Origin of the sequence: Bradyrhizobium valentinum (assembly GCF_001440405.1) — a bacterium.
In the GTDB taxonomy this organism is placed as follows: domain Bacteria; phylum Pseudomonadota; class Alphaproteobacteria; order Rhizobiales; family Xanthobacteraceae; genus Bradyrhizobium; species Bradyrhizobium valentinum.
This window is the reverse complement of the sequence record NZ_LLXX01000025.1, coordinates 12,709-36,763: the sequence shown is the minus strand read 5'-3', so window position 1 is coordinate 36,763 and position 24,055 is coordinate 12,709. Positions and strand designations below refer to the sequence as shown.

The 24,055-nt window shown below is 62.8% G+C and carries 15 protein-coding genes; 5 read left to right on the top strand and 10 right to left on the bottom strand.

What is annotated here, in order from left to right; all coding sequences use genetic code 11:
• Window positions 1-2 precede the first annotated feature (2 nt).
• Together glgB and treS are read right to left on the bottom strand one after the other, a co-directional pair.
• Entirely contained in the window at window positions 3-2,150 is a 2,148-nt protein-coding gene (gene glgB / locus CP49_RS03310) for a 1,4-alpha-glucan branching protein GlgB (protein ID WP_057848877.1), read from the bottom strand.
• Window positions 2,147-5,443, bottom strand: coding sequence for a maltose alpha-D-glucosyltransferase (gene treS, locus CP49_RS03305; protein ID WP_245310485.1), 3,297 nt, complete (start codon window positions 5,441-5,443; stop codon window positions 2,147-2,149). Before treS ends, glgB begins: the two co-directional genes overlap by 4 nt.
• Before the next feature lie 299 nt (window positions 5,444-5,742).
• Here treS and malQ point away from each other — a divergent pair, with 299 nt between their 5' ends.
• Together malQ and CP49_RS03295 are read left to right on the top strand one after the other, a co-directional pair.
• Window positions 5,743-7,692 carry a 4-alpha-glucanotransferase gene (gene malQ / locus CP49_RS03300; RefSeq protein ID WP_057848876.1) on the top strand — a complete coding sequence of 650 codons (1,950 nt, stop codon included), beginning with the start codon at window positions 5,743-5,745 and terminating at the stop codon, window positions 7,690-7,692.
• Between the two features lie 136 nt (window positions 7,693-7,828).
• Window positions 7,829-9,628 (top strand): glycoside hydrolase family 15 protein, encoded by a 1,800-nt coding sequence (locus CP49_RS03295; RefSeq protein WP_057848875.1) that lies wholly within the window; start codon window positions 7,829-7,831, stop codon window positions 9,626-9,628.
• Window positions 9,629-9,694: 66 nt separating this feature from the next.
• Here CP49_RS03295 and CP49_RS03290 read toward each other — a convergent pair whose 3' ends face one another.
• The 8 genes from CP49_RS03290 to CP49_RS03255 all read right to left on the bottom strand — a co-directional run bounded on the left by CP49_RS03290 (window position 9,695) and on the right by CP49_RS03255 (window position 18,712).
• On the bottom strand, window positions 9,695-10,495 hold the full coding sequence (locus CP49_RS03290; RefSeq protein WP_057848874.1) for a Cof-type HAD-IIB family hydrolase: 801 nt from the start codon (window positions 10,493-10,495) through the stop codon (window positions 9,695-9,697).
• On the bottom strand, window positions 10,492-10,980 hold the full coding sequence (locus CP49_RS03285) for a gluconokinase (protein ID WP_156438019.1): 489 nt from the start codon (window positions 10,978-10,980) through the stop codon (window positions 10,492-10,494). Before CP49_RS03285 ends, CP49_RS03290 begins: the two co-directional genes overlap by 4 nt.
• A 22-nt stretch (window positions 10,981-11,002) precedes the next feature.
• Window positions 11,003-11,758, bottom strand: a complete 756-nt coding sequence (pgl, locus tag CP49_RS03280) for a 6-phosphogluconolactonase (protein WP_057848872.1) — start codon at window positions 11,756-11,758, stop codon at window positions 11,003-11,005.
• Between the two features lie 3 nt (window positions 11,759-11,761).
• Window positions 11,762-13,273, bottom strand: a complete 1,512-nt coding sequence (gene zwf, locus CP49_RS03275) for a glucose-6-phosphate dehydrogenase (protein WP_057848871.1) — start codon at window positions 13,271-13,273, stop codon at window positions 11,762-11,764.
• Window positions 13,274-13,279: 6 nt separating this feature from the next.
• Window positions 13,280-14,275 (bottom strand): phosphogluconate dehydrogenase (NAD(+)-dependent, decarboxylating), encoded by a 996-nt coding sequence (gene gnd, locus CP49_RS03270; protein ID WP_057848870.1) that lies wholly within the window; start codon window positions 14,273-14,275, stop codon window positions 13,280-13,282.
• Window positions 14,276-14,286: 11 nt separating this feature from the next.
• Window positions 14,287-17,133, bottom strand: coding sequence for a bifunctional transaldolase/phosoglucose isomerase (locus CP49_RS03265; RefSeq protein ID WP_057848869.1), 2,847 nt, complete (start codon window positions 17,131-17,133; stop codon window positions 14,287-14,289).
• A gap of 494 nt (window positions 17,134-17,627) precedes the next feature.
• Window positions 17,628-18,068 (bottom strand): DsrE family protein, encoded by a 441-nt coding sequence (locus CP49_RS03260; protein WP_057848868.1) that lies wholly within the window; start codon window positions 18,066-18,068, stop codon window positions 17,628-17,630.
• Between the two features lie 41 nt (window positions 18,069-18,109).
• On the bottom strand, window positions 18,110-18,712 hold the full coding sequence (locus CP49_RS03255) for a hypothetical protein (RefSeq protein WP_057848867.1): 603 nt from the start codon (window positions 18,710-18,712) through the stop codon (window positions 18,110-18,112).
• 503 nt (window positions 18,713-19,215) lie between these two features.
• Between CP49_RS03255 and CP49_RS03250 the strand changes: the two genes are divergently transcribed.
• The 3 genes from CP49_RS03250 to CP49_RS03240 are packed head-to-tail and all read left to right on the top strand — an operon-like array spanning window position 19,216 to window position 23,996.
• Window positions 19,216-21,159, top strand: a complete 1,944-nt coding sequence (locus tag CP49_RS03250; protein ID WP_057848866.1) for a PrkA family serine protein kinase — start codon at window positions 19,216-19,218, stop codon at window positions 21,157-21,159.
• An 18-nt stretch (window positions 21,160-21,177) separates the two neighbouring features.
• On the top strand, window positions 21,178-22,455 hold the full coding sequence (locus CP49_RS03245; protein ID WP_197423009.1) for a YeaH/YhbH family protein: 1,278 nt from the start codon (window positions 21,178-21,180) through the stop codon (window positions 22,453-22,455).
• Window positions 22,452-23,996, top strand: a complete 1,545-nt coding sequence (locus CP49_RS03240) for a SpoVR family protein (RefSeq protein ID WP_057848864.1) — start codon at window positions 22,452-22,454, stop codon at window positions 23,994-23,996. The genes CP49_RS03245 and CP49_RS03240 overlap by 4 nt, the downstream gene beginning before the upstream one ends.
• Window positions 23,997-24,055 lie beyond the last annotated feature (59 nt).

Below are 24,055 nucleotides of genomic sequence, written 5' to 3'. Positions count from 1 at the left end.
CGTCAGCTTTCCGGAACGAGAAAGATCGCGGCCAGCGGCGGGATGGTCAGGCTGAGCTCGGGGATGCTGCCTTCCAGGGTGTGGACTTCGCCGACATTGCCGACATTGCTGCCGCCGTAATGCGCGGAGTCGGAGTTGAGCGCTTCCTTCCACTTGCCGCCGAACGGCACCCGGACGCGATAATTGTGATAGACGTTCGGCGAGAAGTTCACGACCACGAGACAGCGCGCATGGGCGTCGAATCCCTTGCGTAGCCAGGCAAAGACGTTGCCGCCGGAATCGTGGGTGATGACCCATTCGAATCCCGCCTGGTTGCAGTCCATCTCGTGCAGCGCCGGTACGCTGCGATAGAGCCGGTTGAGGTCGCGGATCAGGTTCTGGATACCGGTATGGCGGTGCTGCGCCAGGAGGTGCCAGTCGAGCGAATGATCGTGATTCCATTCGCGCTCCTGGCCGAATTCGCAGCCCATGAACAAGAGCTTCTTGCCGGGATGGCCGAACATGAAACTGTAATAGGCGCGCAGGTTCGCAAAGCGCTGCCATTCGTCGCCCGGCATGCGGCCGAGGATCGACCGCTTGCCGTGCACGACTTCGTCATGCGACAGCGGCAGAATGAAATTCTCCGAAAACGCGTAATGCAGCCCGAACAGGACGTCGCCGTGATGGTGCTTCCGGTACACCGGGTCCTTGCCCACATATTTCAGCGTGTCGTGCATCCAGCCCATGTTCCATTTGAAGCCGAAGCCGAGCCCGCCATATTCGACCGGCCGCGAGACTTGCGGCCACGCGGTGGATTCTTCCGCAGCCGTGGTGGCCTCCGGAAAATGTCCGAACAGTTCGATGTTGAAGCGGCGCAGGAACTCGATGGCTTCGAGGTTTTCCCGGCCGCCATGCCGGTTCGGAATCCATTCGCCGGCGGGCCGGCTGTAGTCGAGATAGAGCATCGAGGCGACGGCATCGACGCGCAGGCCGTCGATGCCGTAGCGGTCGAGCCAGAACAGCGCGTTGGAGACCAGGAAATTGACTATTTCGGTGCGGCCGTAATTGTAGATCAGCGTACCCCAGTCGAGGTGGCGGCCCTGCAGGGGATTGGCGTGCTCGTAGAGCGCGGTGCCGTCGAAATAACCGAGACCGTGGGGATCGTCGGGAAAATGTCCCGGCACCCAGTCGAGCCACACGCCGAGCCCCTCGCGATGGCAGGCATCGACGAGAGCGGAAAAATCTTCCGGCGTGCCGAACCGGCTGGTTGGCGCGTACAGGCCGGTCGGCTGATAGCCCCATGAGCCGTCGAACGGATGCTCGCTGACGGGCAGAAACTCGATATGGGTAAAGCCCATATCCTTCGCATAGGCCGGAAGCTGCTCGGCGAGCTCGCGATAGGTCAGCCATTCGTTGCCGTTCTTGCGCCGCCAGGAGCCGAGATGAACCTCGTAGATCGAGATCGGCGCGCCCACCGCGTTGATGCCCGATGGCGCCGGTCGCGGTTGCGGGATTCTGCTTTGGTCGACCACGATCGAGGCCGTCGAGGGCCGGATCTCCGCGGCAAAGGCCACCGGATCGGATTTCAGCGGCAGATGCCGCCCGTCGGAGCCGGTGATGTCGAACTTGTAGCGGTCGCCGGCGCGGGCGTGGGGCACGAACAGTTCCCAATAGCCGACGCCGCGCACCCGCATCGGATGCCGCCGCGCATTCCAGAAATTGAAATCGCCGACCACGCTGACCGCCTTGGCGTTCGGCGCCAGCACCACGAACGCCACGCCGTCGACGCCATCGAGTATCATCGGATGGGCGCCGAGCTTGTCGTAGATCCGCCGGTGGGTACCTTCGCCCAGGAGATAGAGGTCGAAGTCGCTGAGCACGGGCGGAAAGCGGTAGGGGTCGTCGAGATCGACAACGTTCTCGCCGAAACGGGCGCGGAGCTGGTAGCGTTTCGATCCGTTCGGCAGCGCGCCAGCGAACAGCCCGGCATCGTGAATGCGCTCAAGCGGCGCCGTCTCGCCTTGCTCGCCGATCGCCTCCACGTTGGACGCTTCGGGGATGAAAGCGCGCACCACGCTGCGGCCGCCTTCGCTGTGCAAACCGAGGTAATGAAACGGATCGGAATGCTTGCCTTCGATGATGGCATAGGCCTCGGCGGGGAGCTTGGTCATGAGGCCTCGATGGATGGTTGCGACAACACTTGGATGATTCCGGCCAGCGGCACGCGCAGCCATTCCGGTCGGAATGACAGTTCGTGTTCGATCTCGTTCAAGGCCTTCTCGAACAGGAAGAAGGTCAGCAGGCCGCCTGCCGCTTTCGGATCGGCCGGCCACAGCCGCTGATCGGTCATGGCCTCGTGGTAGGCGGCGAGAAATGCGGCTGTCGCCCGGTCGCGCCACTCGCCAAGCGCCGCGCCGAGCTTGCCGTGCTCATCGTGGGCCACTTTGAGCGCGCGCTCAAGAGCCGCGGTTGCCGAATAATCGATCGAGCGGATCAGGCTGGCAACGTCGCGCGCCGCGGGCGCCTTGCGCCGGCGTTCGGCGATACTGCGCCGCGGCGCGCCTTCGAAGTCGACGATGAAGATGTCGTCCTTGACGATCAGCAACTGACTGAGATCGAGATCGCCATGGCAGCGGATGTTGGCGACATCGGCCTCGCGCAAGAGCAGCGTTTCCAGCCAATCCGGCAGGGCCGGCTGCAACGCCAGCACCTGGTCGGCCAGCGCGCGGTCGGCTTCCTTTAGCGTATCCCGCCGCTGCCGGAGCGCATCGAAAACGCGCCCGGCGCAGAGCATCAAATCGTCGATCCAGCCCTGCACGTCGTCGCGGCCGGTCGGCTCCGGCGCGAATTCGGCAAGCTCGTTGTGGCTGGCGAGCGCTGCATGAAGTTCGGCCACGCGGCGCCCAGCCTGCGAAATGTAACGCAGATAGGGGATCTCTTCTTCGCGCTCGCCGGGATGGATGCTCGCTGCCAGCAGGCGCTGCTCCTCGACGAAGCGGTCGAGATACGCCGCACTCACGGTCCAGAGGTCGCCCTGATTGGCGACGAAGGCGTGAACGACGCCGACCGCGCTCTTCTCGTTGCCCTCGACCAGTTCGACGCTGCCGAGCAGCGCCGGCGTGTTGGCAAAGTTGGCGACATCGGTGAGGAAGCGCCCCATCTCGATCTCGGGATTGAGGCCCGGCTGCAGCGTCCGGTAGATTTTGACGACGCAGTCATTATCCACGAGCGCGGTGCTGCGGGGCAGTTCGGAATCGACGGTGCGGATGTGCTCGGGCTGCCGGATCGGCTTGTCGCCGAAGCGGCCGGTCGGCCGGAATTCAAGCCGCAGGCCCTGTTCGCTCTCGTCGACCGTTAGCGATTGTTGCAGATTGCGCAACAGCAGTGAAATGAAGATCTGGTCGGTGGCGACGTCGAGCAGGGTTCCTTCGCGCGCGCCCTGGCGAACGGCGGCCAGCGCATGCGGATTGTAGCGCTCGCGGTCGAAGCGTACCCACTCGATCTGCATCGGCAGCACGTAGCGCGTCGTGATGCCGCGTTCGGTCGTTTCAAAGAAGGCGAGCCACGGCCGGTTGTCGCCGATGTCACAGAACGGGATCGCCGACGTCAGGGTCGGCTTTATCGCCTTGGCCGACCGTTCCGGAAACCAGCGGCTGCGCGCCAGATGTCCCGGAAGCACGTCGCGCTCGAACACGCCGCGTTCGCGCGCCAGCGACACCCAGGTCGCGTTCAGCGGCACCACTAGCGTTTCGAACTCGGGCACCGCGCGCTGCGGCGGCGGCGCCGACTTGTCGCGCTCCTGCAGCTCGAACCAGTAGAAGCCGTAAGGCGCGAGCGTGATCATGTAGGGCAATTCGCCGATCGCCGGGAAGCGGGTGCGGCCGAGCATTTCCAGCGGGATGCGGTCCTTGAAGGCGGAAAGGTCGAGTTCGGTCGCCTGCGCCGACCGCGACAGGTTGGCGACGCACAAAATGACCTCGCCCTGATATTGGCGCACGTAGCACAGCACCGAGCGGTTTTCCGGGCGGATGAACGTCATGGTGCCGCGGCCGAAGGCGATCGTCGATTTGCGGACCGCGATGAGCCGCTTGGTGGCCGAGAGCAGCGAGGAGAGGCTGCGTGACTGCGCCTCGACATTGACGGCTTCATAGCCGTAGACGGGGTCCATGATGGTCGGCGCGTAGAGCCTGGCCGGGTCGGCGCGGGAGAAGCCGCCATTGCGGTCCGGCGTCCACTGCATCGGGGTGCGGACGCCGTTGCGGTCGCCGAGATAGATATTGTCGCCCATGCCGATCTCGTCGCCGTAATAGATGATCGGCGTGCCCGGGAACGAGAACAAGAGCGAGTTCATCAGCTCGATCTTGCGCCGGTCATTGTCCATCAGCGGCGCGAGCCGCCGGCGGATGCCGACATTGATGCGCGCCCGCGGATCGTTGGCGTAGGTCGACCACAGGTAATCGCGCTCGACGTCGGTGACCATTTCCAGCGTCAGCTCGTCGTGATTGCGCAGGAACAGCGCCCACTGGCAGTTGCCTGGAATGTCCGGCGTCTGGCGCAGGATGTCGGTGATCGGAAAGCGGTCTTCCTGCGCGATCGCCATGTAGATGCGCGGCATCAGCGGGAAATGATAGGCCATGTGGCATTCGTCGCCGCGGCCGAAATATTCCTGCACGTCCTCCGGCCATTGATTGGCTTCGGCCAGCAGCACCTTGCCCTTGGCGTAGGCATCGAGCTCGGAGCGCAGCCGCTTGATGATGGTGTGCGTCTCGGGCAGGTTCTCGTTGTTGGTACCGTCGCGCTCGCAGAGATAGGGGATCGCGTCGAGACGGAAGCCGTCGACGCCGGTGTCGAGCCAGCGCTTCATCACCTGCACCAGCGCGCTCACCACGCGCGGATTGTCGAAATTGAGGTCCGGCTGGTGCGAGAAGAAGCGGTGCCAGTAGAACTGGCCGGCTTCCGGGTCCCAGGTCCAGTTCGACTTCTCGGTATCGGTGAAGATGATCCGCGTGCCCAGATATTTCTGGTCGGTATCGCTCCAGACATACCAGTTGCGCGCGCTGGAATTCGGGTCCGAGCGGCGGGCGCGTTTGAACCAGTCGTGCTGGTCGGACGTGTGGTTGACGACGAGTTCGGTGATGACCCGCAGGCCGCGCTTCTTGGCTTCCTGGATGAAGCGCCTGAAATCCTTCATTGTCCCGAAATCGGGGTTGATGTCGCCGTAATCGGCGATGTCGTAGCCGTCGTCGCGGCCGGGGGAGGGGTAAAACGGCAACAGCCACAGCGTGGTGACGCCGAGATCCTGCAGATATCCCAGCTTCTCGGTCAGGCCTGCGAAGTCTCCGATGCCGTCATTGTTGCTGTCGGCGAAGGCCTTGACGTGGAGCTGATAGATGATGGCATCTTTATACCAGAGTTCGTCGGTGACGGGTCCGGCGGCGGGCGCCTCCTTGGTATCGAGCAACAGGCTGCTGCCCTTATCCAGCGGATAGGCACCACCGATATCGATAGGAAGGGAGACGCCGGGGTTGGAGCTCTCGGCGGTTTGCGCTTTTTTGTTCACGGTGATGCCATTGCCATGGAAATGACGCTCCCGTTTCGTTTGCAGAAAGGGAGACGTTCCGGACAGAGATAGAATCCGCTCGGCTGGCTTTGGTTCCATTGGAACCGTTGGTGGGTCCGAGCGTTACACACCGTCTATCTCCTTCCCGTAATTGGACAATTTCGCGACATCGGTTTGATGTTTGCGTGCAAAGTACGTGCCGAATGGACCTTTTTGCTCAAGCCAAAGCCCAGGGAATTCAGACCGAGTTCCTGGACGGCCAGGGTCACCGCCGTGTGACGGATGCCGCCGCTCTCAAAATTATCCTGGATGCCCTGCCGCCGCAGGCCCCGGGGCCGCTGATAGGCCACCCGATTGTGGTCCGTTCTGGGCGGCCGTCGCGAACCGAGCTCCCGGCAACAGTCAGGCTTCCGGCGGAGTGGAAAATCGTTGCGGACTCGGGCCTTATCGCCAAGGGCAAAAGTTCGGATCATGCCATCGACTGGCCCAAGGACGTGCCGCTTGGCGTCTACCGGCTTCAGGTGAGCGACGCCACGACCGCCGAGGACGTACCGCTGATCTCGGCGCCGGAAAGGGCGTTTAGTGGCGAGTTCGACCGTTGCTGGCTGCTCGCGGCCCAGCTTTACGGCGTTCGCTCCGCGCGCAACTGGGGCATGGGCGACTTCACCGATCTCGCCAGCCTGATCGAACTCGCCGATCATCTCGGCGCCGATGGCGTCGGCCTCAATCCGCTGCATACCCTGTTCGACGATCGCCCGGGCGATTGCAGCCCCTATTCGCCGAACAGCCGGCTGTTTCTCAACGCGCTCTATATCGACGTCGAAAAGCTTCCCGAATTTCAGCCCGATTCCGAAACCCGCGAGGCGCTGGCACCGTTGCGGGCGGGCGATGTCGTCGATTACGTCGGCGTCGCTGCTCTGAAGTGGCGGGCGCTCCGCAGGGCCTTTGCTGCTTTCAAGGCCAACGCCAAGCCGGGCCGCCAACAGGATTTTGACAAATTCCGCGCCGAGCGCGGCACCCTGCTGTCGCACTTTGCCTGCTTCGAAGTGCTGCGGCACAAATTCGGCAAGCCGTGGTGGGAATGGCCGGAAGAGTGGCGGCAGGCGGACGATGCCAAATGCGCCGCGTTGCGCGAGGGCGAGGAGGCCGACGAGATCGAGTTCGTCGAATTCGTGCAATGGACCGCCGACCGGCAGTTGGGCGCCGCGGCCGATCTGGCGAAGAAGCTCGGCATGAAGGTCGGGCTCTATCTCGACGTCGCGGTCGGGGTGCAGGCCGACGGCTTCGACGCCTGGAACGAGCAGGTCGCGATCTCCCGCCATCTCGGCGTCGGTGCGCCGCCCGATCCGCTCAACACCGCCGGCCAGACCTGGGGCCTCGCCGGCTTCAATGCCGTTGGCCTCGAGCAGCAATCCTTTGCGCCGTATCGCGACATGCTGCGCGCTTCGATGCGGCATGCCGGCGCCATCCGGCTCGACCATGTGCTCGGGCTGAAGCGGCTTTATCTGGTGCCACAGGGCTTCAGTGCGCGCGACGGCGTCTATGTTCAGATGCCGTTCGAGGCGCTTCTCGCGGTGACCGCGCAGGAAAGCGTTGCGAATCGCTGCGTCGTGATCGGCGAAGACCTCGGCACCGTCCCGGAAGGGTTTCGCGACCAGATGGCCGATTGGGGCATCTGGTCGTATCTCGTGATGATGTTCGAGCGCGACGACCAGGGCTCCTTCCGCAACATCGATCATTACCTGACCAACGCGCTCGTCACCTTCAACACCCACGATCTCTCGACCTATGCCGGATGGCGCTCGTTCGGCGATCTCACGCTGAAGCGCTCGCTCGGGATCGATCCCGGCGAGAGCGACGATGCGCGCTGGCACGCACTTGCCATGCTGGACGACGTGCTGCGTCATCACGCCATCGATCGCAACGATCTCTATTCGGTAGCGAATTTCCTGGCGCGGACCAAATCCCGGCTGCTCGCGATCTCGCTGGAAGATCTGCTCGATGTAGTCGATCAGCCCAATATCCCCGGTACTGTCGACGAGCATCCGAACTGGCGGCGACGGCTTCCGGTACTGATCGAGGAAATGACATCCAAGGTCGACGTCGTCGCGCTCAAGGCGGCAACCCACGAGCGATCGCGCGCCGCGCTCTGATATGATCCGGAAAAGTGGTTGCCGGTTTTCCCTCGGGACAAACGCGAAGCGTTTGTCCCGAGATCATGCTCCAGGATAAAGGTAGAGCGGGATGACGGTTCGAAGAAATGCCATCCCGCTACAATGGTGAAGCATCTTGCCGTGCCGTATCGAAGATTATGGGCTGATCGGCGATTGTGAGACCGCGGCGCTGGTCGGCCGGAACGGTTCGATTGACTGGCTGTGCTGGCCGGCCTTCGATTCCGACGCCTGCTTTGCCGCGCTTCTCGGCACCGAAAGGCACGGCCGCTGGCTGATCGCGCCGGTTGAGGAGGTGACCACCACTTCGCGCCGCTATTGGGACGACACCCTGATCCTTCAGACCCGGTTCGAGACGGCCGGCGGCGCGGTCGACCTGATCGATTTCATGCCACCGCGCGGCAACGCCTCCGACGTGGTGCGGCTGGTGCGCGGCGTTCGCGGCCGGGTCAGGATGCACATGCAACTGGTGATCCGCTTCGGCTTCGGCATCGATACTCCCTGGGTCAAGAGAAACGAGGACGGTTCGGCGCTGCTCGCGATCTGCGGGCAGGACATGACGGTGTTGCGGACGCCGGTTGAGACCCGCGGCGAGGACCTGACGACGGTTGCCGATTTCGAGGTCGGCGAAGGCGACAACGTTCCTTTCGTGCTCACCTACAGCCCCTCGCATCTGCCCGTGCCCAAGCCGATCGATCCTTCATATGCGTTGAAGGATACCGAAGCGTTCTGGACCGAATGGTGCAGCCGTTGCACCTATCGGGGCGAGTACCGCGACCTCGTGATGCGCTCGCTGATCACGCTGAAGGCGCAGACCTATGCGCCGACCGGCGGCATCGTCGCCGCGCCAACGACCTCGCTGCCGGAGAAGCTCGGCGGCGCCCGAAACTGGGACTATCGCTTCTGCTGGCTGCGCGACGCCACCTTCACGCTGCTGGCGCTGATGAATTCGGGCTATACCGGGGAAGCGTTCGCCTGGCACCAATGGCTGTTGCGGGCGGCGGCGGGCTCGCCGGCCAACATGCAGATCATGTACGGCATCATGGGCCAGCGGCGTCTCCTGGAATGGGAGGCCGTATGGCTGCCCGGCTACGAAGGCGCAAGGCCGGTGCGGGTCGGCAACGCTGCGCACGCGCAATTGCAGCTCGACGTCTACGGCGAATTGATCGACGCCTTTCATCAGTGGCGCACCGCCAAGCTCGAACTGGATGAAACCAGTTGGTCGCTGGAATGCGCCGTGCTGCAGCACCTTGCCGAACGATGGGACCAGCCGGATCACGGCATTTGGGAGCGCCGCGGCGCGGGCAGGCACTATGTTTCGTCGAAAGTGATGACTTGGGTCGCGTTCGACCGCGGCATCAAGAGCGCCGAGACGTTCGGCCTCAAGGCGCCGCTCGAGAAATGGCGCGTGCTGCGCGACGCCATTCACCTCGACGTTTGCTCGAAAGGCTTCGACCCCGGGCTGAACGCCTTCGTCGAATCTTACGGCTCAAAAATGCTCGATGCCAGCATCCTGCTGCTGCCGTCGGTAGGGTTTCTGCCGCCCGAAGACCCGCGCGTCCGCGGCACGGTTGCAGCGGTCGAACGGCATCTGATGCGCGACGGCTTTGTGCTGCGGCATGATCCCCGCGAGGTGGAGAAGCAACCTGCCGAAGGCGCGTTCCTGGCCTGTACGCTCTGGCTCGCCGACGCCTATGTGCTGGCGGGCGAGCTTGGCAAGGCGCAAGAGCTGTTCGCCCGCGTTGTTGCGATCGCCAACGACCTTGGCCTCTTGGCCGAGGAGTACGATACGGCCGCCGGCCGCCAGACCGGCAATTTCCCGCAGGCGCTGACGCACATCGCGCTGATCAACACCGCGCATAATCTCAGCGCGGCAGAGAAACCGACCGAGAAGCCGGCGATGCAGCGATCGAAATAAACTCGCCGTCATTCCGGCGCGCCGCTTGGCGACCTCGTGCTTCGACGACCGACGGTCGAGGCGTCGTCAGTTCTTCAGAATCGCATCGATCGCGCGCGCAAATCCATCGCGCTCGTTGCTGTCGGTCACATGCGTCGCACGCTGCTTGATGCCGTCGGCGGCATTTCCCATCGCAAACGAAACGCCGCTTCGGGCAAACATCGGAAGATCATTCTCCATGTCGCCGATGGTCGCCACCGCTTCGGCAGAAATGCCGAGCTGCGTGGTCATCGTGTCCACGAAGGTGCCCTTGTCGTGACCGGGCGGCGTGACGTCGAGATAATAGGTCTGCGAGCGGACCGCGGTCGCCTCCGCGCCGACGGCTTCCCCCATCGCCGCCTCGCAGCGCTGCAACAGCGCCGCGTCCGAACTGGCGCCCACGATCTTGCAGGTCTCTGCGAGATGCGGCGTGAAATCGTCGATGATGGTCGGATCGGCCTTGATCGCGCGCTTCTCGTGCGGGACGTACTCGCCGTCGGGATTGCGCGTGTACCAGCGATCGTTCGTGAACAGCCAGATATCGACGCCGAACGCATTGAGCACGTCGAGGCTGCGCTGGGCTACGCTCGGTCCGATCAAATGCTGCTCGATCGGCTTGAGCCCGGCGTCGACGATCGAGCTGCCGTTGAAGGCGCCGACCGGAAGCGTGATCGCAAGCGATTCGATCAGAAAACCCATGCCGATGGTCGGCCGGCTGGAAACGATGGTGAAGCCGATGCCGGCCGCATGCAGCTTGCGCACGGCTGCCTTCGCGCCGTCGGTCAGGATCTTGTCTTTCGTCAACAGGGTGCCGTCGACGTCGGAAACAACAAGCGCAATACGGGTCATTGGGGAACCAGGTTCAATTGGCTGACGATGTCGTCTACGATCGCCTCAACCGGCGCATCGATCGATACAATGATCGGCCGCTCGTTCGAGCCGGGCCGCTCCAGCGTCCCGAACTGGCTGGCGAGCAAGCCGGGCGGCATGAAATGGCCCTTGCGTGCCGCAAGGCGGGCCGCGATCAGATCCTGCATGCCGTCGAGAAAAACGATCCTGACATCGTCGCGGCCGTGCACGAGGACGTCACGATAGGCGCGCTTCAGCGCCGAGCAGGCGATCACGACGTGCGCGCCGGATGTGCAGACGCGGTCGATCTCGTCGGCAATCGCCTGCAGCCATGGCCAGCGGTCCTCGTCGGTGAGCGGATGGCCGGCGCTCATCTTCGCAACGTTGCCCGGCGGGTGAAACCTGTCGCCGTCCTCGTAGCGCCAGCCGAGTCGTCCGGCGAGATGATCGGCGATGGTGCTCTTGCCCGAGCCGGAAACGCCCATCACCACCAGCGCACAAGGAGTCTTACTGCCCACCAAAATCCCCCGGAAGCGCTTCCCGGTCGACCAGCCAGGTCGTCTCGCCGGAGGACTGCGCGCGGTTGGCGGGCAGGTTCTCGCCTGCGAACAGGCGCGTCAAGATCGCCCGCTTGTCCCGGCCAGAAACCTCGAACAGCATTTCGTGGCAGGAGGCGAGGGTGGGCAGCGTGAGAGTAATCCGCGGAACGAACGGCACGACATTCGCCCGTGGCACGCCGACGACCCAGCGCGCATTCTCGTCGAGCGCGGGATCGCCGGGAAACAGCGAGGCCGTATGGCCGTCGGGACCGACGCCCATCAGCACGAGGTCGAACAGGGGCCTCGCTTGGTCGAGCGTGTCTGCCCCGTAAAACGACTGCAATTCCCGTTCGTAAAGCGCGGCGCCCCGGTCGGGATCGGCGGGGTCGGCGGTCGCGGTCGGAATCGGATGGATGTTCGCTGTCGGCGCGCATTGATTGAGGAAAATCGTTTGCGCCATGCCCATGTTGTTGAGCGGATCGTCCGCCGGCACGAAGCGTTCGTCGCCGATGAACCAGTGCACGCGCTCCCAGGGGATCCGGCTCCGATAGGCCTCGGTTGCGAGCAGTTGATAAAGCAGCTTCGGGCTCGATCCGCCGGTCAGGCAGATCGCCACGCGGCCGCTGTTGGCAGCCGTTCTGGCCAGCAAATGCTCGGCGGCGGTCGCCGCCATCGCCGCCCCATCGGTGACCGCAATCACATGGCGATTGTCATTCGCTGCCATCGCTCACCCGAGCTTTCGCCAGCTTCGGCCGTCGCGGGTCAGCAGTTCGTTCGCTTCCCCCGGGCCTTCGCTGCCGGCCGTGTAGGTCTTCAAGCCGTCGGCTCCCGCCTTCCTCCAGGCATCGATAAACGGTTGCACCGCCTTCCAGCCGGCCTCGACGCTGTCGGCGCGCTGGAACAGGATGTTGTCGCCGATCATGCAGTCATAGATCAACGTCTCGTAGCCGGTCGAGGGCTCCGCCTTGAAATAATCCTTGTAGCGAAACTTCATTTCGACGCCGTCGATCAGGATCGAGGGGCCGGGTACCTTGGTGTTGAACTGCAGCGCGATGCCCTCGTTGGGGGCGACACCAATCACGAGGTAGTTTTGCGCCAGCCGTTCCACCGGCGTGCAGTTGAACATCGCGAACGGCGCCTGCTTGAACTTGATCGCGACTTCCGTGCGCTTGACGCCGAGCGCCTTGCCGGTGCGCAGGTAAAAGGGAACGCCGGCCCAGCGCCAGTTGTCGATGACCAGCTTCAGCGCCACATAGGTTTCGGTCGTGCTGCCGGATGTGACATCTTCAATGTTGCGATAGTCCGCGATTTCGGTATTTCCGATCCGGCCAGCCAGATACTGGCCGCGCACCGAATTGCGCAACGCCTCGGTCTCGCTCTGGGCCTGGATCGCGGCGAGCACGTCGGCCTTTTCCGTGCGCACCGAATGCGCGTCGAATCGGATCGGCGGCTCCATCGCGACCAGCGATAAAAGCTGGAACAGATGGTTCGGCACCATGTCGCGCAGCGCGCCGGTCTGGTCGTAGAAGCTGCCGCGATGACCGACGCCGAGCTGTTCGTTGACCGTGATTTGTACGTGGTCGATGTGGTTGCGGTTCCAGATAGGCTCGAACATCCCGTTGGCGAAGCGCAGCACCAGAATGTTCTGCACCGTCTCCTTGCCGAGATAGTGATCGATCCGGTAGATCTCGTGCTCATCGACGAGTTTGAGCAATTCGCCGTTCAACGCCTTTGCGGAGGCGAGATCGGTGCCGAACGGTTTTTCCACCACCAGCCGCCGCCACGCGCCGTTCTCGGCGAGCATGCCGGTGCGGCCAAGCTCGCGGCTGATCGGCAGGAATGCGTTGGGCGGGGTCGCCAGATAGAACAGCCTGTTGCCACCGGTGTTTCGCGCAGCTTCAAGTTCGCCGAGCTGCTTGCTCATTGCATCGAACGACGTTGGACGCTTTGGGTCGGCCTCGATGCAGGTGACGCATTCGAGCAGGCGCCGCGCGATCTTATCGTCCACTGGGCGGGTCGCAAACTCTCGCAGGCCTTTCATCAGATTGTCGCGAAGCGCGTCGCTCGCCATCCCTTCGCGCGTGATACCGACCACGCAGAAGTTGTCCGGTAACAGATCGGCCGCCGCGAGGTTATAGAGGGCAGGGACGACCAGGCGGTGCGCGAGATCGCCGGTCACGCCGAAAATGACGAAGGAGCAGGGATCGGGTTTCTTCTGTGCTGTTTGACCGACTGCCATGGCTGCTCAGGCCTTCGTGTCAGGTTTTTTCGGCGGCTCCTTGTGGCCGCCGAAGCCGGCCCGCATCGCGGACAGGATCTTTTCCGCAAAGGTGTGATCCTTGCGCGAACGGAAGCGTGCGTAGAGCGCCGCCGTCAGCACTTCCGCCGGCACGGCTTCGTCGATCGCGGCGTTGACGGTCCAGCGGCCTTCGCCGGAATCCTCCACAAAGCCGGAGTAATTATCGAGCGTCTGGTTCTCGGCGAGCGCGGATGCGGTGAGGTCGAGCAGCCAGGACGGGATCACGCTGCCGCGCCGCCACACCTCGGCGATATCGGCGATATCGAACTCGAAGCGATGTTGTGGCGGCAGCGCTTCGATGTTGGCATTCTTCAGGATGTCAAAACCTTCGGCATAGGCCTGCATCAGGCCGTATTCGATGCCGTTGTGGATCATCTTGACGAAGTGTCCGGCGCCGGATGGACCGGCGTGGATGTAGCCCTGCTCAACGCGCAGGTCGCGGCCTTCACGTCCGGACGTGCGCGGGATATCGCCAACGCCCGGAGCCAAAGTCTTGAAGATGGGATCGAGCCGGTCGACCACCGGCTTGTCGCCGCCGATCATCATGCAATAGCCGCGCTCGATGCCCCAGACGCCGCCGCTGGTGCCGACATCGAGGTAGTGCAGCCCTTTTGCTTTCAACGCCGCCCCACGTCGGACGTCGTCCTGCCAGAACGTATTGCCGCCATCGATGATGACGTCGCCGGCTTGCATCAGCTTTGCCAGCGCCTCGATGGTCGCCTCGGTAATCGGGCCTGCCGGCAGCATCACCCAGGCGATACGCGGCTTTTCGAGTTTCGCCACGAAATCTTCCAGCGAATTCGCAGCCGCTGCACCTTCCGCCGCAAGCGTGGCGACCGCCTTGGCGTCCCTGTCATAGACCACGGCGGTGTGGCCGTTCCTCATCAGCCGGCGGACGATGTTGCCGCCCATCCGGCCGAGGCCGATCATGCCGAGTTGCATAGCCTGACTTCCTAACTGAGCGCTTCCGTGATCGCGGCATCCAGCGCAGACAATCCCGATCCGAGGTCGCCCTTGAGATGGATGCGCAGCGCGCGCCGCCCACGTTCGGTGAGCACGTCGAAATCGCCGCGCGCCTGCGCCGCCTTGATGATACCAAAACTCGCCGTCTGGCCCGGCACCGGCAGATCCTCGGCATCGTCGGCCGTGATCTGCAGGAACACGCCGCTGTCGGGACCGCCCTTGTAGGCCTGGCCGGTGGAGTGCAGGAAACGCGGGCCAAATTCGGCGCAGGTCGCGAGATGATGCTTGTCGCGCACCGCAAGCCGCATTTTTTGCAGCGAGCCGATCGTGCCGGGATTGCGTGCGATATAGGCGAGCAGGGCGACGTAATCGCCGCTGTCCGAGCGCGAAAGATGCGCTTTGATCCAGGAGCCGAGCGTGCCGTCGGCGCCGGCCTTGCGCAGCTCGGCCGCGTTGTGCTCATCGGTGTAGAGATCGGCCTCGTCGGTCGAGACCACCGGCGTTTCCGCAGGCAGCGAGCCGGTCTTCTCAAACGCGCCGGTTAGTTCGCGGGTCTTGATCTTGGCCGCTTCCACGTCCGGCTGGTTGAACGGATTGATGCCGAGCATCGCGCCCGCCACGGCGGTAGCCATCTCGAACCGGAAAAACTCCTGACCGATATGGTCGATCGACTTCATGACGATCCGGGCGACGGGATGTCCGGCCGCCTCGAGCGCTTTGAGCCTGTCGTCATGCGAGGCATCGTCTTCGCCTTCGGTCCGGATGTCGATGAAGAAGCGGTCGTTGCCATAGAGCGACGGATCGCCGAGAGGCTCGCCGTCGATCGGGATCAGGCCCTTGCCCTCCTTGCCGGTGGATTCGGCAATCAGTTGTTCGGCCCAGGCACCGAAATCGGCGACCTTCTCCGACGAGGTAATCGTTACCTTGTCGCGGCCTTCGAGGCCGGCGAGTCCCATCGCCAGCCCAAGCTGCACGCCCGGGTTTTCATGCGGCGGCACGTCGGCGCCGCAGGAGCGCACCATCGCCAGTGTGTGGGTGAGCAGGGTGCGAACGTCGATACCGGCGGCAGCCGCCGGCACCAGTCCGAACGGCGACAGCACGGAATAGCGTCCGCCGATCGTGGGATCGCCATGGAAGATGCGGGCAAAGCCTTGGCTGATCGCCGTCTTCTCCAGCGACGAGCCGGGATCGGTGACCGCGATGAAGCGATGACCGGCCTTGTGCTCACCGATGGTCTTGGAGACGCGATCGAAGAAGTAATCCTTCATCACGTTCGGCTCGGTGGTGCCGCCCGATTTGCTGGAGACAATGAACAGCGTGCGGGCGAGATCGACCGTATCCTCCATCGCGCGCACCTGCGCGGGATCGGTGGAATCCAGCACATGCAACTTCGGGAAACCGGATTTCTTGGCAAAGGTTTCCGCCAGTACCTCCGGCCCGAGGCTCGATCCGCCCATGCCGAGCACGACGGCGTCGCTGAAATTCTGCCCCTTCACGCGCTGGGCAAAATCCTCGTAATTGCCGATATCTGCGGCGGCCGGGCTGTTCAGCCAGCCCAGCCATTTGTTCTCGTCGTCATTGGTCCAGATCGATTTGTCCTTTTGCCACAGGCGGCGGATCCTGGCGGAAGCGCGCCAGTCCTCGGTGGTTTTCTCGACGGCCTTCCCGATACCCTCGCCAAGCGAGAGTTGCTGCCGGTCGATGCCGCCTATAAGCGAGGTCGCACGCTTCTGCGCGACTGCGCCGTAGAGCTTGTCGGCGGCATCCGCAAACAGCTTGACGCCGTCCCTGACCAGCTCGGTGGTGATGGCGTCGAGCGAGATGCCGGATTTTTCGAGCTCTTCCAGCAGACGCCTTGCGTCCTCGATATTCTCCTCGAGGCTGTCCCTCATTTTGCCATGGTCGCGGAATGCATCGAGCGTGGCCGGCGGCATGGTGTTGACGGTGTTGGGGCCGATCAACTCCTCGACATACAGCACATCGCTGTAGTCCTTGTTCTTGGTGCCGGTGGATGCCCACAACAGCCGCTGCGGCTTGGCGCCCTTGGCCGCGAGCTTTTCCCAGCGGGGCCCTGCGAACAGCCGCTTGTAGTCCTGATAGGCAAGCTTGGCGTTGGCGATGGCGACCTTGCCCTTCAGCGCGCTGAGCCGCTCCTTCTCGCTGGGGTCATTGGCTTTTGCGATCTTCTCGTCGAGCTGCTTGTCGACCGCGGTATCGATGCGGCTGACGAAGAAAGACGCGACGCTGGCGACAGGCGCGGGATCGCCGCCCTCGGCGACGTATTTTTCAAGGCCGGCGATATAGGCCTCCGCCACCTCACGGTAGACGTCTTGCGAGAACAGCAGCGTGATGTTGATGCTGATGCCTTCGCCGATCAGATGTTCGATCGCGGGCAGGCCCTCCGGCGTGGCCGGTACCTTCACCATCAAATTCTGCCGCTTGACGTCCTTCCAGAGCCGTTCGGCTTCCGCGATGGTCCCCTTGGCGTCCATCGCCAGATAGGGCGAGACCTCGAGGCTGACGAAACCGTCGCCGCCGTTCAAGCGGTCGTAAACCGGGCGCAGCACGTCGGCGGCGTTCTGGATGTCCTCGACGGCGAGCGTCTCGAACAGGTCCGCGACGGGCCGGTCGCCGCCTTGCAGGGCGTGGCCGATCGCGCGGTCATATTCGTCCGAACTGCCGATCGCCTTTTCGAAAATCGAGGGGTTCGACGTCACGCCTTTGACGCCGTCGGTGTCGATCAGCGCCTTGAGGTCGCCCTTGGCGACGAAGCCGCGGGCGAGGAAGTCCAGCCAGACCGCCTGGCCGTGGTTTTCGAGTGCTTTGACGGGATTCATGATGCCTGTTCTGTTCGATCGGTCGATTTCTGGGTTTCCGGCAGCTTTCGGGGGCAGGGCCGGAAAGTCAATATTTGGTTGGGCGCGCAGCCGGATGGAATGAGGCTGGCCGGGACGATAACGCCATTAGCACCGGTTCGATCCCGAAAATGGCTGGTCTTGCCGGGCTTGCTTGATACTGCCGGATCGCTCGAACCGGATTTCGGAATGGCGACGCCAACGGGCGCAAGCACGAAGTCGTGAAGGGGTCCGTGATGCGCCGTCGTTTCCCGCCCCGGGCTGCTTCGCGCTTTGTGCGGCCTGATCGTCCTTGGCTCGGCCACGGCAGAAGCGGCCGGCATCGGCGTGCATTTGAGGGTTCTTGCGCAAAGCATTCCGCGAGCGGTTGCAGGGGGACACGACCCGCATGTCGGCGTGGGAGCGGGCGAAAGTACGGCGACCAGGTCGCTCAAATGAGGGATCGACGTGAAATGTTCACGTCGATCGGGAGGGCCTCAAGGCCGCAGGTAAAGATAGCCCTGCGATTGCAACTCGGCGATTCGCACCACGCCGCCCTTGTCGGCAGCAATGAAGCCCGGCAGCAAATCCTTCAGCGTGACATTCTGCGACTTCATGGTGTTGCCGCAGGCGGCGAACTCCAGGCCGGCTTTGGAGAATTGACCGACGCGCCGGGAAAGATCGGGATTGGCGGAAGCCGAATGAAACGCCCGCAACGCCTGGCCGTGCACCACCAGCGCGATCGTGACATGGTCGGGACCGCCGACGCCGTCGAGATGGTTCTGGATGTTGCCGAGGACGAAGCTGACCCTGTCGAGGTCGTTGAGGTGATAGACCACTTTCAATTTTGCCGGAGGCGCTGCCGCGCTGGCGCGAGAGGCGGCAAGTGCTGCACTGAGCGCCGAAATCGCGCCCCACAGGATATTGCGTCGATGCATGGCGTTCTCCCAGGCTGAATAGTGTGGCTGAATAGTGTGGCTCACTTGCGCCTGAGTGCGGCAAGCTTCTTGCGATCGGTCACAAGCTCGGCGCATTCGCGCAAGTCCGCGCGGTCGACGCGGAAGATCTTGTCGTCGGCGCCGGCAACCAGATCATTGCTGGCATCCTCGTCGGCCTTGTTGCGCTCCCAGATCCTGATCCGCTCCAGCCGGATCAGCGCGGATTTGTCGCCCTTCATCGCCACTTCAATGCCGCCGCCTTCGCAATCGATGCTGCAGCCTAGCCGAATTTCGCCACCGGTGTTTTCGGCGACAATGTGACTGCAGTAGCCGCTGGAATCGAAATTGCCCGCGCGGTGGCGATATTTGAAGCCGAGGCGGAACGAATAATTGACGGTCTTGTCTTCCGGCGCGTCCTCCGCCGTCACCAGCAGCTTCATCGTGCTGACTTTCTGCTTCGGATGCTGTGCAAGGTGGTTGGCGTCATAACGACGCACGAAGCAGGCATAGGTCTTTTGGCTGAGCGGGCCGCCGAACATTCGGGCATCGAAGGCGGTGGTTTTGGCTTTGTCGATGCCCTCGGCGTGGCAGGCATTGGCTCCGACGACGGAGGCAATGGCGGCGACGATCCAGACAGATTTCATGGCAGACTCGGATTAAACGCGCGGCATGTAACTTTAGTTGCAGGTGGCGCCGGGTGCGTTCAAACGCGCAGTCTGCCGCTGCCCTGACGGATATTTGGCCATTTTGCGTCAGCGCGGCCCGCTCAAGGGCCTGAATGCGCGATAAAGGCGGCGTTTATCCCCGGTTCAGAGCCCCGGATTGCTGCCTTTGCCGCCTCGGGCTAGCCAGCCCCGACGCAGATTGGAGGCGCGCCCCTACTCGGATTCCCCGAAAAATCCCCTACATGCTACTCAGTAGTTGCCCGGTGAAAATGTTGCAGCACGGCTACAACGCTGGCGAAATGGCACCGTATCTTTACGAGGTGAAGGCCCTTAGCACGACTATTGCATTGCATTGTGAAGTCGCTCGCGTGTCCAATCAGTGCATGTGCTGATTGTGATTCGCGAACGGAAGCTGTGACGCTCCGACACTGGAACTCTAGTGGTGCGTCCGGCATTTACAGGTGACCATGGAGAGACGGATCATGTACAACGATTCTCTGTTCAATGCTTTCGCCCGGTCCTTCGAAGCACGAAGCCAGACCGATATGTCGATGGCGGAATATCTGGACTCGTGTCGAAGCGATCCGATGCGATATGCCAATGCAGCCGAACGATTGCTAGCTGCCATCGGTGAGCCCCAGATGATTGACACGGCCAAGGACCCTCGCCTTGGCCGTATCTTCTTGAACCGCACGATGCGGCTCTATCCGGCCTTCGCCGGCTTCTATGGCATGGAAGACACGATCGAGCGCCTCGTCGGGTTCTTCCGCCATGCGGCTCAGGGTCTCGAAGAGCGCAAGCAGATACTCTATCTGCTTGGCCCAGTCGGTGGCGGAAAGTCATCGCTTGCCGAGCGCCTCAAGTCGTTGATGGAAGTGCATCCGATCTACGTGCTGAAGGCGGGCGATGAACTCAGTCCCGTGTTCGAAAGCCCGCTCGGCCTGTTCGATCCGGATTCGCTCGGGCCGATGCTCGAGGAGAAGTACGGCATTCCGCGCCGCCGCCTCAGCGGACTGATGAGCCCGTGGTGCTATAAGCGCCTCGAATCCTTCGGCGGCGACATTTCGCAATTTCGCGTCGCCAAGATCCAGCCGTCGCGGTTGCGCCAGATCGCGGTCGCAAAGACCGAGCCCGGCGACGAAAACAACCAGGACATCTCGTCACTGGTCGGCAAGGTCGACATCCGCAAGCTGGAGACCTTCGCCCAGAACGATCCCGACGCCTACAGCTATTCGGGCGGCCTCAATCGCGCGAACCAGGGCATTCTCGAATTCGTCGAAATGTTCAAGGCGCCGATCAAGATGCTGCATCCTCTGCTGACGGCGACGCAGGAGGGCAACTATATCGGGACCGAGAACATCGGCGCGATCCCGTTCACCGGCGTCGTTCTCGCGCACTCCAACGAGGCCGAATGGCAAAGCTTCAAGGCCAACAAGAACAATGAAGCCTTTATCGACCGTATCTGCGTCATCAAGGTGCCGTATTGCCTGCGCGTCACTGAAGAGCAGAAGATTTACGAGAAGCTGATCCAGGGCTCCGAACTGGCCAACGCACCGTGCGCCCCGGCCACGCTGGAAACGCTGGCGCGCTTCTCGGTGATGTCGCGGTTGCGCAAGCATGAGAATTCGACCGTGTTCGCCAAGATGCGGATCTACGACGGTGAAAGCCTGAAGGAATCCGATCCGAAGGCGCGCAGCGTTCAGGAATACAGGGATGCGGCCGGCGTCGATGAAGGCATGGACGGCGCTTCGACCCGCTTCGCATTCAAGGTACTCGCTGCGACCTTCAACCATGACACCAATGAGGTCGGTGCCGACGCGGTCCATCTGATGTACACGCTGGAGCAGGCGATCCGGCGCGAGCAGCTTCCCGACGAGGTCGAGAAGCGTTACCTCGAGTTCATCAAGGCCGAACTGGCGCCGCGCTATGCCGAATTCATCGGGCATGAGATCCAGAAGGCCTATCTCGAATCCTATTCGGACTACGGCCAGAACCTGTTCGATCGCTACGTCGACTATGCCGATGCCTGGATCGAGGATCAGGATTTCAAGGATCCCGACACCGGACAACTGCTCGATCGCGATCTGCTCAATCAGGAGCTGACCAAGATCGAAAAGCCGGCCGGCATCGCCAATCCCAAGGACTTCCGCAATGAGGTGGTGAAGTTCTCGCTGCGGTCGCGGGCCCAGAACAGCGGCAAGAATCCGGCGTGGACCAGCTATGAGAAGATCCGGGAAGTGATCGAGAAGCGGATATTCTCCCAGGTCGAGGATCTGCTGCCCGTGATATCCTTCGGCTCGAAGAAGGACGGCGAGACCGAGAAGAAGCATGACGACTTTGTCGCGCGCATGGTCGAGCGCGGCTACACCGAGCGGCAAGTCCGCCGGTTGGTCGAGTGGTACATGCGCGTAAAACAGGCTGGCTGAGGCGGATGAAACGTGGCCATTCACATTGTCGACCGGCGCCTGAATCCGGGTAGCAAGAGTCTCGAGAATCGGCAGCGCTTTCTGCGCCGGGCCAAGGCGCTGGTTCAGGGGGCGGTGAAGAAATCGTCGCAGGACCGGGACATCAAGGATGTCCTGGAAGGCGGCGTGGTCAGCGTCCCCATCGATGGCATGGATGAGCCGCGCTTTCGCCGCGAAGGCGGCACGCGCGACATGGTGCTGCCTGGAAACAAGAAGTTCGTCGAAGGCGACATCCTTCCGCGACCGAACCAGGGCGGTGGCAAGGGAGGAAGGGAGGCGGGCGAGGGCGACAGCGAAGATACGTTCCGCTTCGTTCTTAGCCGTGACGAGTTTGTCGACCTGTTCCTGGACGACCTGGAACTGCCCGATCTCGCCAAGCGAAAGCTGGCCGAGGTCGAAAGCGAGGGCATTCGCCGGGCGGGTTACACAACCTCCGGCTCGCCCGCCAACATTTCCGTCAGCCGAACCGTAAGTCGCGCCCTGGCGCGGCGTGTCGCGCTGCGGCGGCCGAGGCCGGAGGTGCTGGCGGCCATCGAGGCGGAGTTGGCGGATTGCAGCGACGAGGCGCGTCGCACCGAGCTCGTGGCCGAGATCGAAGCCCTGAAGACGAAGATGCGCCGGATCCCGTTCATCGATCCAATCGACATCCGCTATCGGCGTTTCGAGACGGTGCCGAAGCCCGTGGCGCAGGCCGTCATGTTTTGCCTGATGGACGTCTCCGGCTCGATGACCGAGCATATGAAGGATCTCGCCAAGCGCTTCTATATGCTGCTCTACGTGTTCCTGAAGCGGCGCTATCGCCACGTCGAGATCGTTTTCATCCGACATACCGACCGGGCCGAGGAGGTCGACGAGCAGACGTTCTTTTACGGACCGGCTTCCGGCGGCACGCTGGTGTCGAGCGCGTTGCAGGCGATGCACGACATCGTGCGGTCGCGGTTCCGGCCGGCGGACTGGAACATCTATGCCGCGCAGGCTTCCGACGGCGACAATTCCTACGCGGACGGCGAGGTCACGGGCCGGCTGCTGACCGACATGATCCTGCCGGTCACCCAGTTTTTTGCCTATCTGGAAGTCGGCCAGGAAAACGGCTTGAGCTACGAAATGCCCAATTCAGCGCTCTGGACCCTTTACGAGGGCCTGCGCGCGAGCGGCGCGCCGCTATCGATGCGCAAGGTCAACGAACGCAGCGAGATCTTCCCGGTGTTTCACGACCTCTTCCAGCGTCGGGGCCCGCAGGAGAGGACCGCGCCATGACCGCGACCGGCGAATTGCTGTTTGAGGGGGCCGACTGGGACTTCCGGACGCTGCAGCGGGTCTGCGACGCCTGCGAGCAGGTTGCGCGGGACGAATTGAAGCTCGACGTCTATCCCAACCAGATCGAGGTCATCACGGCCGAGCAGATGCTGGACGCCTATTCGTCGGTCGGCATGCCGCTGTTCTACAAGCATTGGTCGTTCGGTAAGCACTTTGCCTTCCAGGAGGCGTCCTATCGCAAGGGGCTGATGGGGCTGGCTTACGAGATCGTCATCAATTCGTCGCCGTGCATTTCCTATCTGATGGAAGAGAATACGGCGACGATGCAGACGCTCGTCATCGCGCATGCCGCTTTCGGTCATAACCATTTCTTCAAGAACAACTATCTGTTCAAGCAATGGACGGACGCCGACGGCATTCTCGATTATCTCGAATTCGCCAAGCGCTACGTGGCGCATTGCGAGGAACGCCATGGCCGGCTGGCGGTCGAGCACACGCTCGATGCCGCGCACGCGTTGATGTCGCACGGCATCGATCGCTATCCCGGCAAGAAGAGTCTCGATCTTCGCGCCGAGGAAAAGCGGGCGGGCAGGCGCCGTGCCCACGAGGAGAGCGCATTCAACGATTTGTGGCGCACCGTTCCGACCGGTCCGGCCAAGAGCGGCGCGGTACTGGACGTCGAGCGCCGCCGCCAGATGCTCGGTCTGCCGCAGGAAAACCTGCTGTATTTTCTCGAGAAGACGGCGCCGCGGCTGAAGCCCTGGCAACGCGAGATACTGCGGATCGTGCGGCACATCGCGCAATATTTCTATCCGCAGAGCCAGACCAAGGTGATGAACGAGGGCACGGCGACCTACGTTCACTATCGCATCCTGAACCGGTTGCACCAGCAGGGGCGGCTGACGGACGGCAATTTCCTCGAATTCCTGCAGTCGCACACCAACGTCGTGTTCCAGCCCGAGTTCGACGACCCGCGCTATTCCGGCTTCAACCCGTATGCGCTGGGATTTGCGATGATGCAGGACATCGAGCGCATCGTCACCAATCCCGAAGCCGAGGATCGCGAGTGGTTCCCGGATATCGCCGGGACCGGCGATACGATGGGCGTGTTGCGCGACATCTGGGCCAATTATCGCGATGAGAGCTTCATCAGCCAGTTCATGAGCCCGCGGCTGATGCGGCACTTCCGCTTGTTCCACCTGCATGACGATCCGGAGGAGCGGGCCGGCATCCGGGTCGACGCGATCCACGACGAGCGCGGTTACCGCCGGCTGCGGCGCGAGCTGTCGCGGCAGTACGATGTCGGCTTCATCGACGCGAACATCGAAGTCGTCGATGTCGACCTTGCCGGCGATCGTCGCCTGATGTTGCGCCATACCGTGGTAAAGGGCGCCCAGCTCAGCGAAGCCGACACCAAGCGCGTGGTGCAGCACCTTGCCGACCTCTGGAGCTACGACGTGTCGCTCGTCGAGGTCGATGGGTCCGACAAGGTCTTGAAGGAGTACGTCGCACACCCGCGGAACATCGCCGTGGCGGCATAACCAGGTTTACCGCGTAATTAACCCCTCATGGTGAGGAGCGCAAAGCGCGTCTCGAACCA

Coding starts and splice junctions, on each gene's coding strand:
- glgB (WP_057848877.1), bottom strand. CDS start 2,150: ATGACCAAGCTCCCCGCCGAGGCCTATGCCATCATCGAAGGCAAGCAT.
- malQ (WP_057848876.1), top strand. CDS start 5,743: ATGGACCTTTTTGCTCAAGCCAAAGCCCAGGGAATTCAGACCGAGTTC.
- CP49_RS03290 (WP_057848874.1), bottom strand. CDS start 10,495: ATGACCCGTATTGCGCTTGTTGTTTCCGACGTCGACGGCACCCTGTTG.
- CP49_RS03285 (WP_156438019.1), bottom strand. CDS start 10,980: ATGGGCGTTTCCGGCTCGGGCAAGAGCACCATCGCCGATCATCTCGCC.
- pgl (WP_057848872.1), bottom strand. CDS start 11,758: ATGGCAGCGAATGACAATCGCCATGTGATTGCGGTCACCGATGGGGCG.
- zwf (WP_057848871.1), bottom strand. CDS start 13,273: ATGGCAGTCGGTCAAACAGCACAGAAGAAACCCGATCCCTGCTCCTTC.
- gnd (WP_057848870.1), bottom strand. CDS start 14,275: ATGCAACTCGGCATGATCGGCCTCGGCCGGATGGGCGGCAACATCGTC.
- CP49_RS03265 (WP_057848869.1), bottom strand. CDS start 17,133: ATGAATCCCGTCAAAGCACTCGAAAACCACGGCCAGGCGGTCTGGCTG.
- CP49_RS03260 (WP_057848868.1), bottom strand. CDS start 18,068: ATGCATCGACGCAATATCCTGTGGGGCGCGATTTCGGCGCTCAGTGCA.
- CP49_RS03255 (WP_057848867.1), bottom strand. CDS start 18,712: ATGAAATCTGTCTGGATCGTCGCCGCCATTGCCTCCGTCGTCGGAGCC.
- CP49_RS03250 (WP_057848866.1), top strand. CDS start 19,216: ATGTACAACGATTCTCTGTTCAATGCTTTCGCCCGGTCCTTCGAAGCA.
- CP49_RS03240 (WP_057848864.1), top strand. CDS start 22,452: ATGACCGCGACCGGCGAATTGCTGTTTGAGGGGGCCGACTGGGACTTC.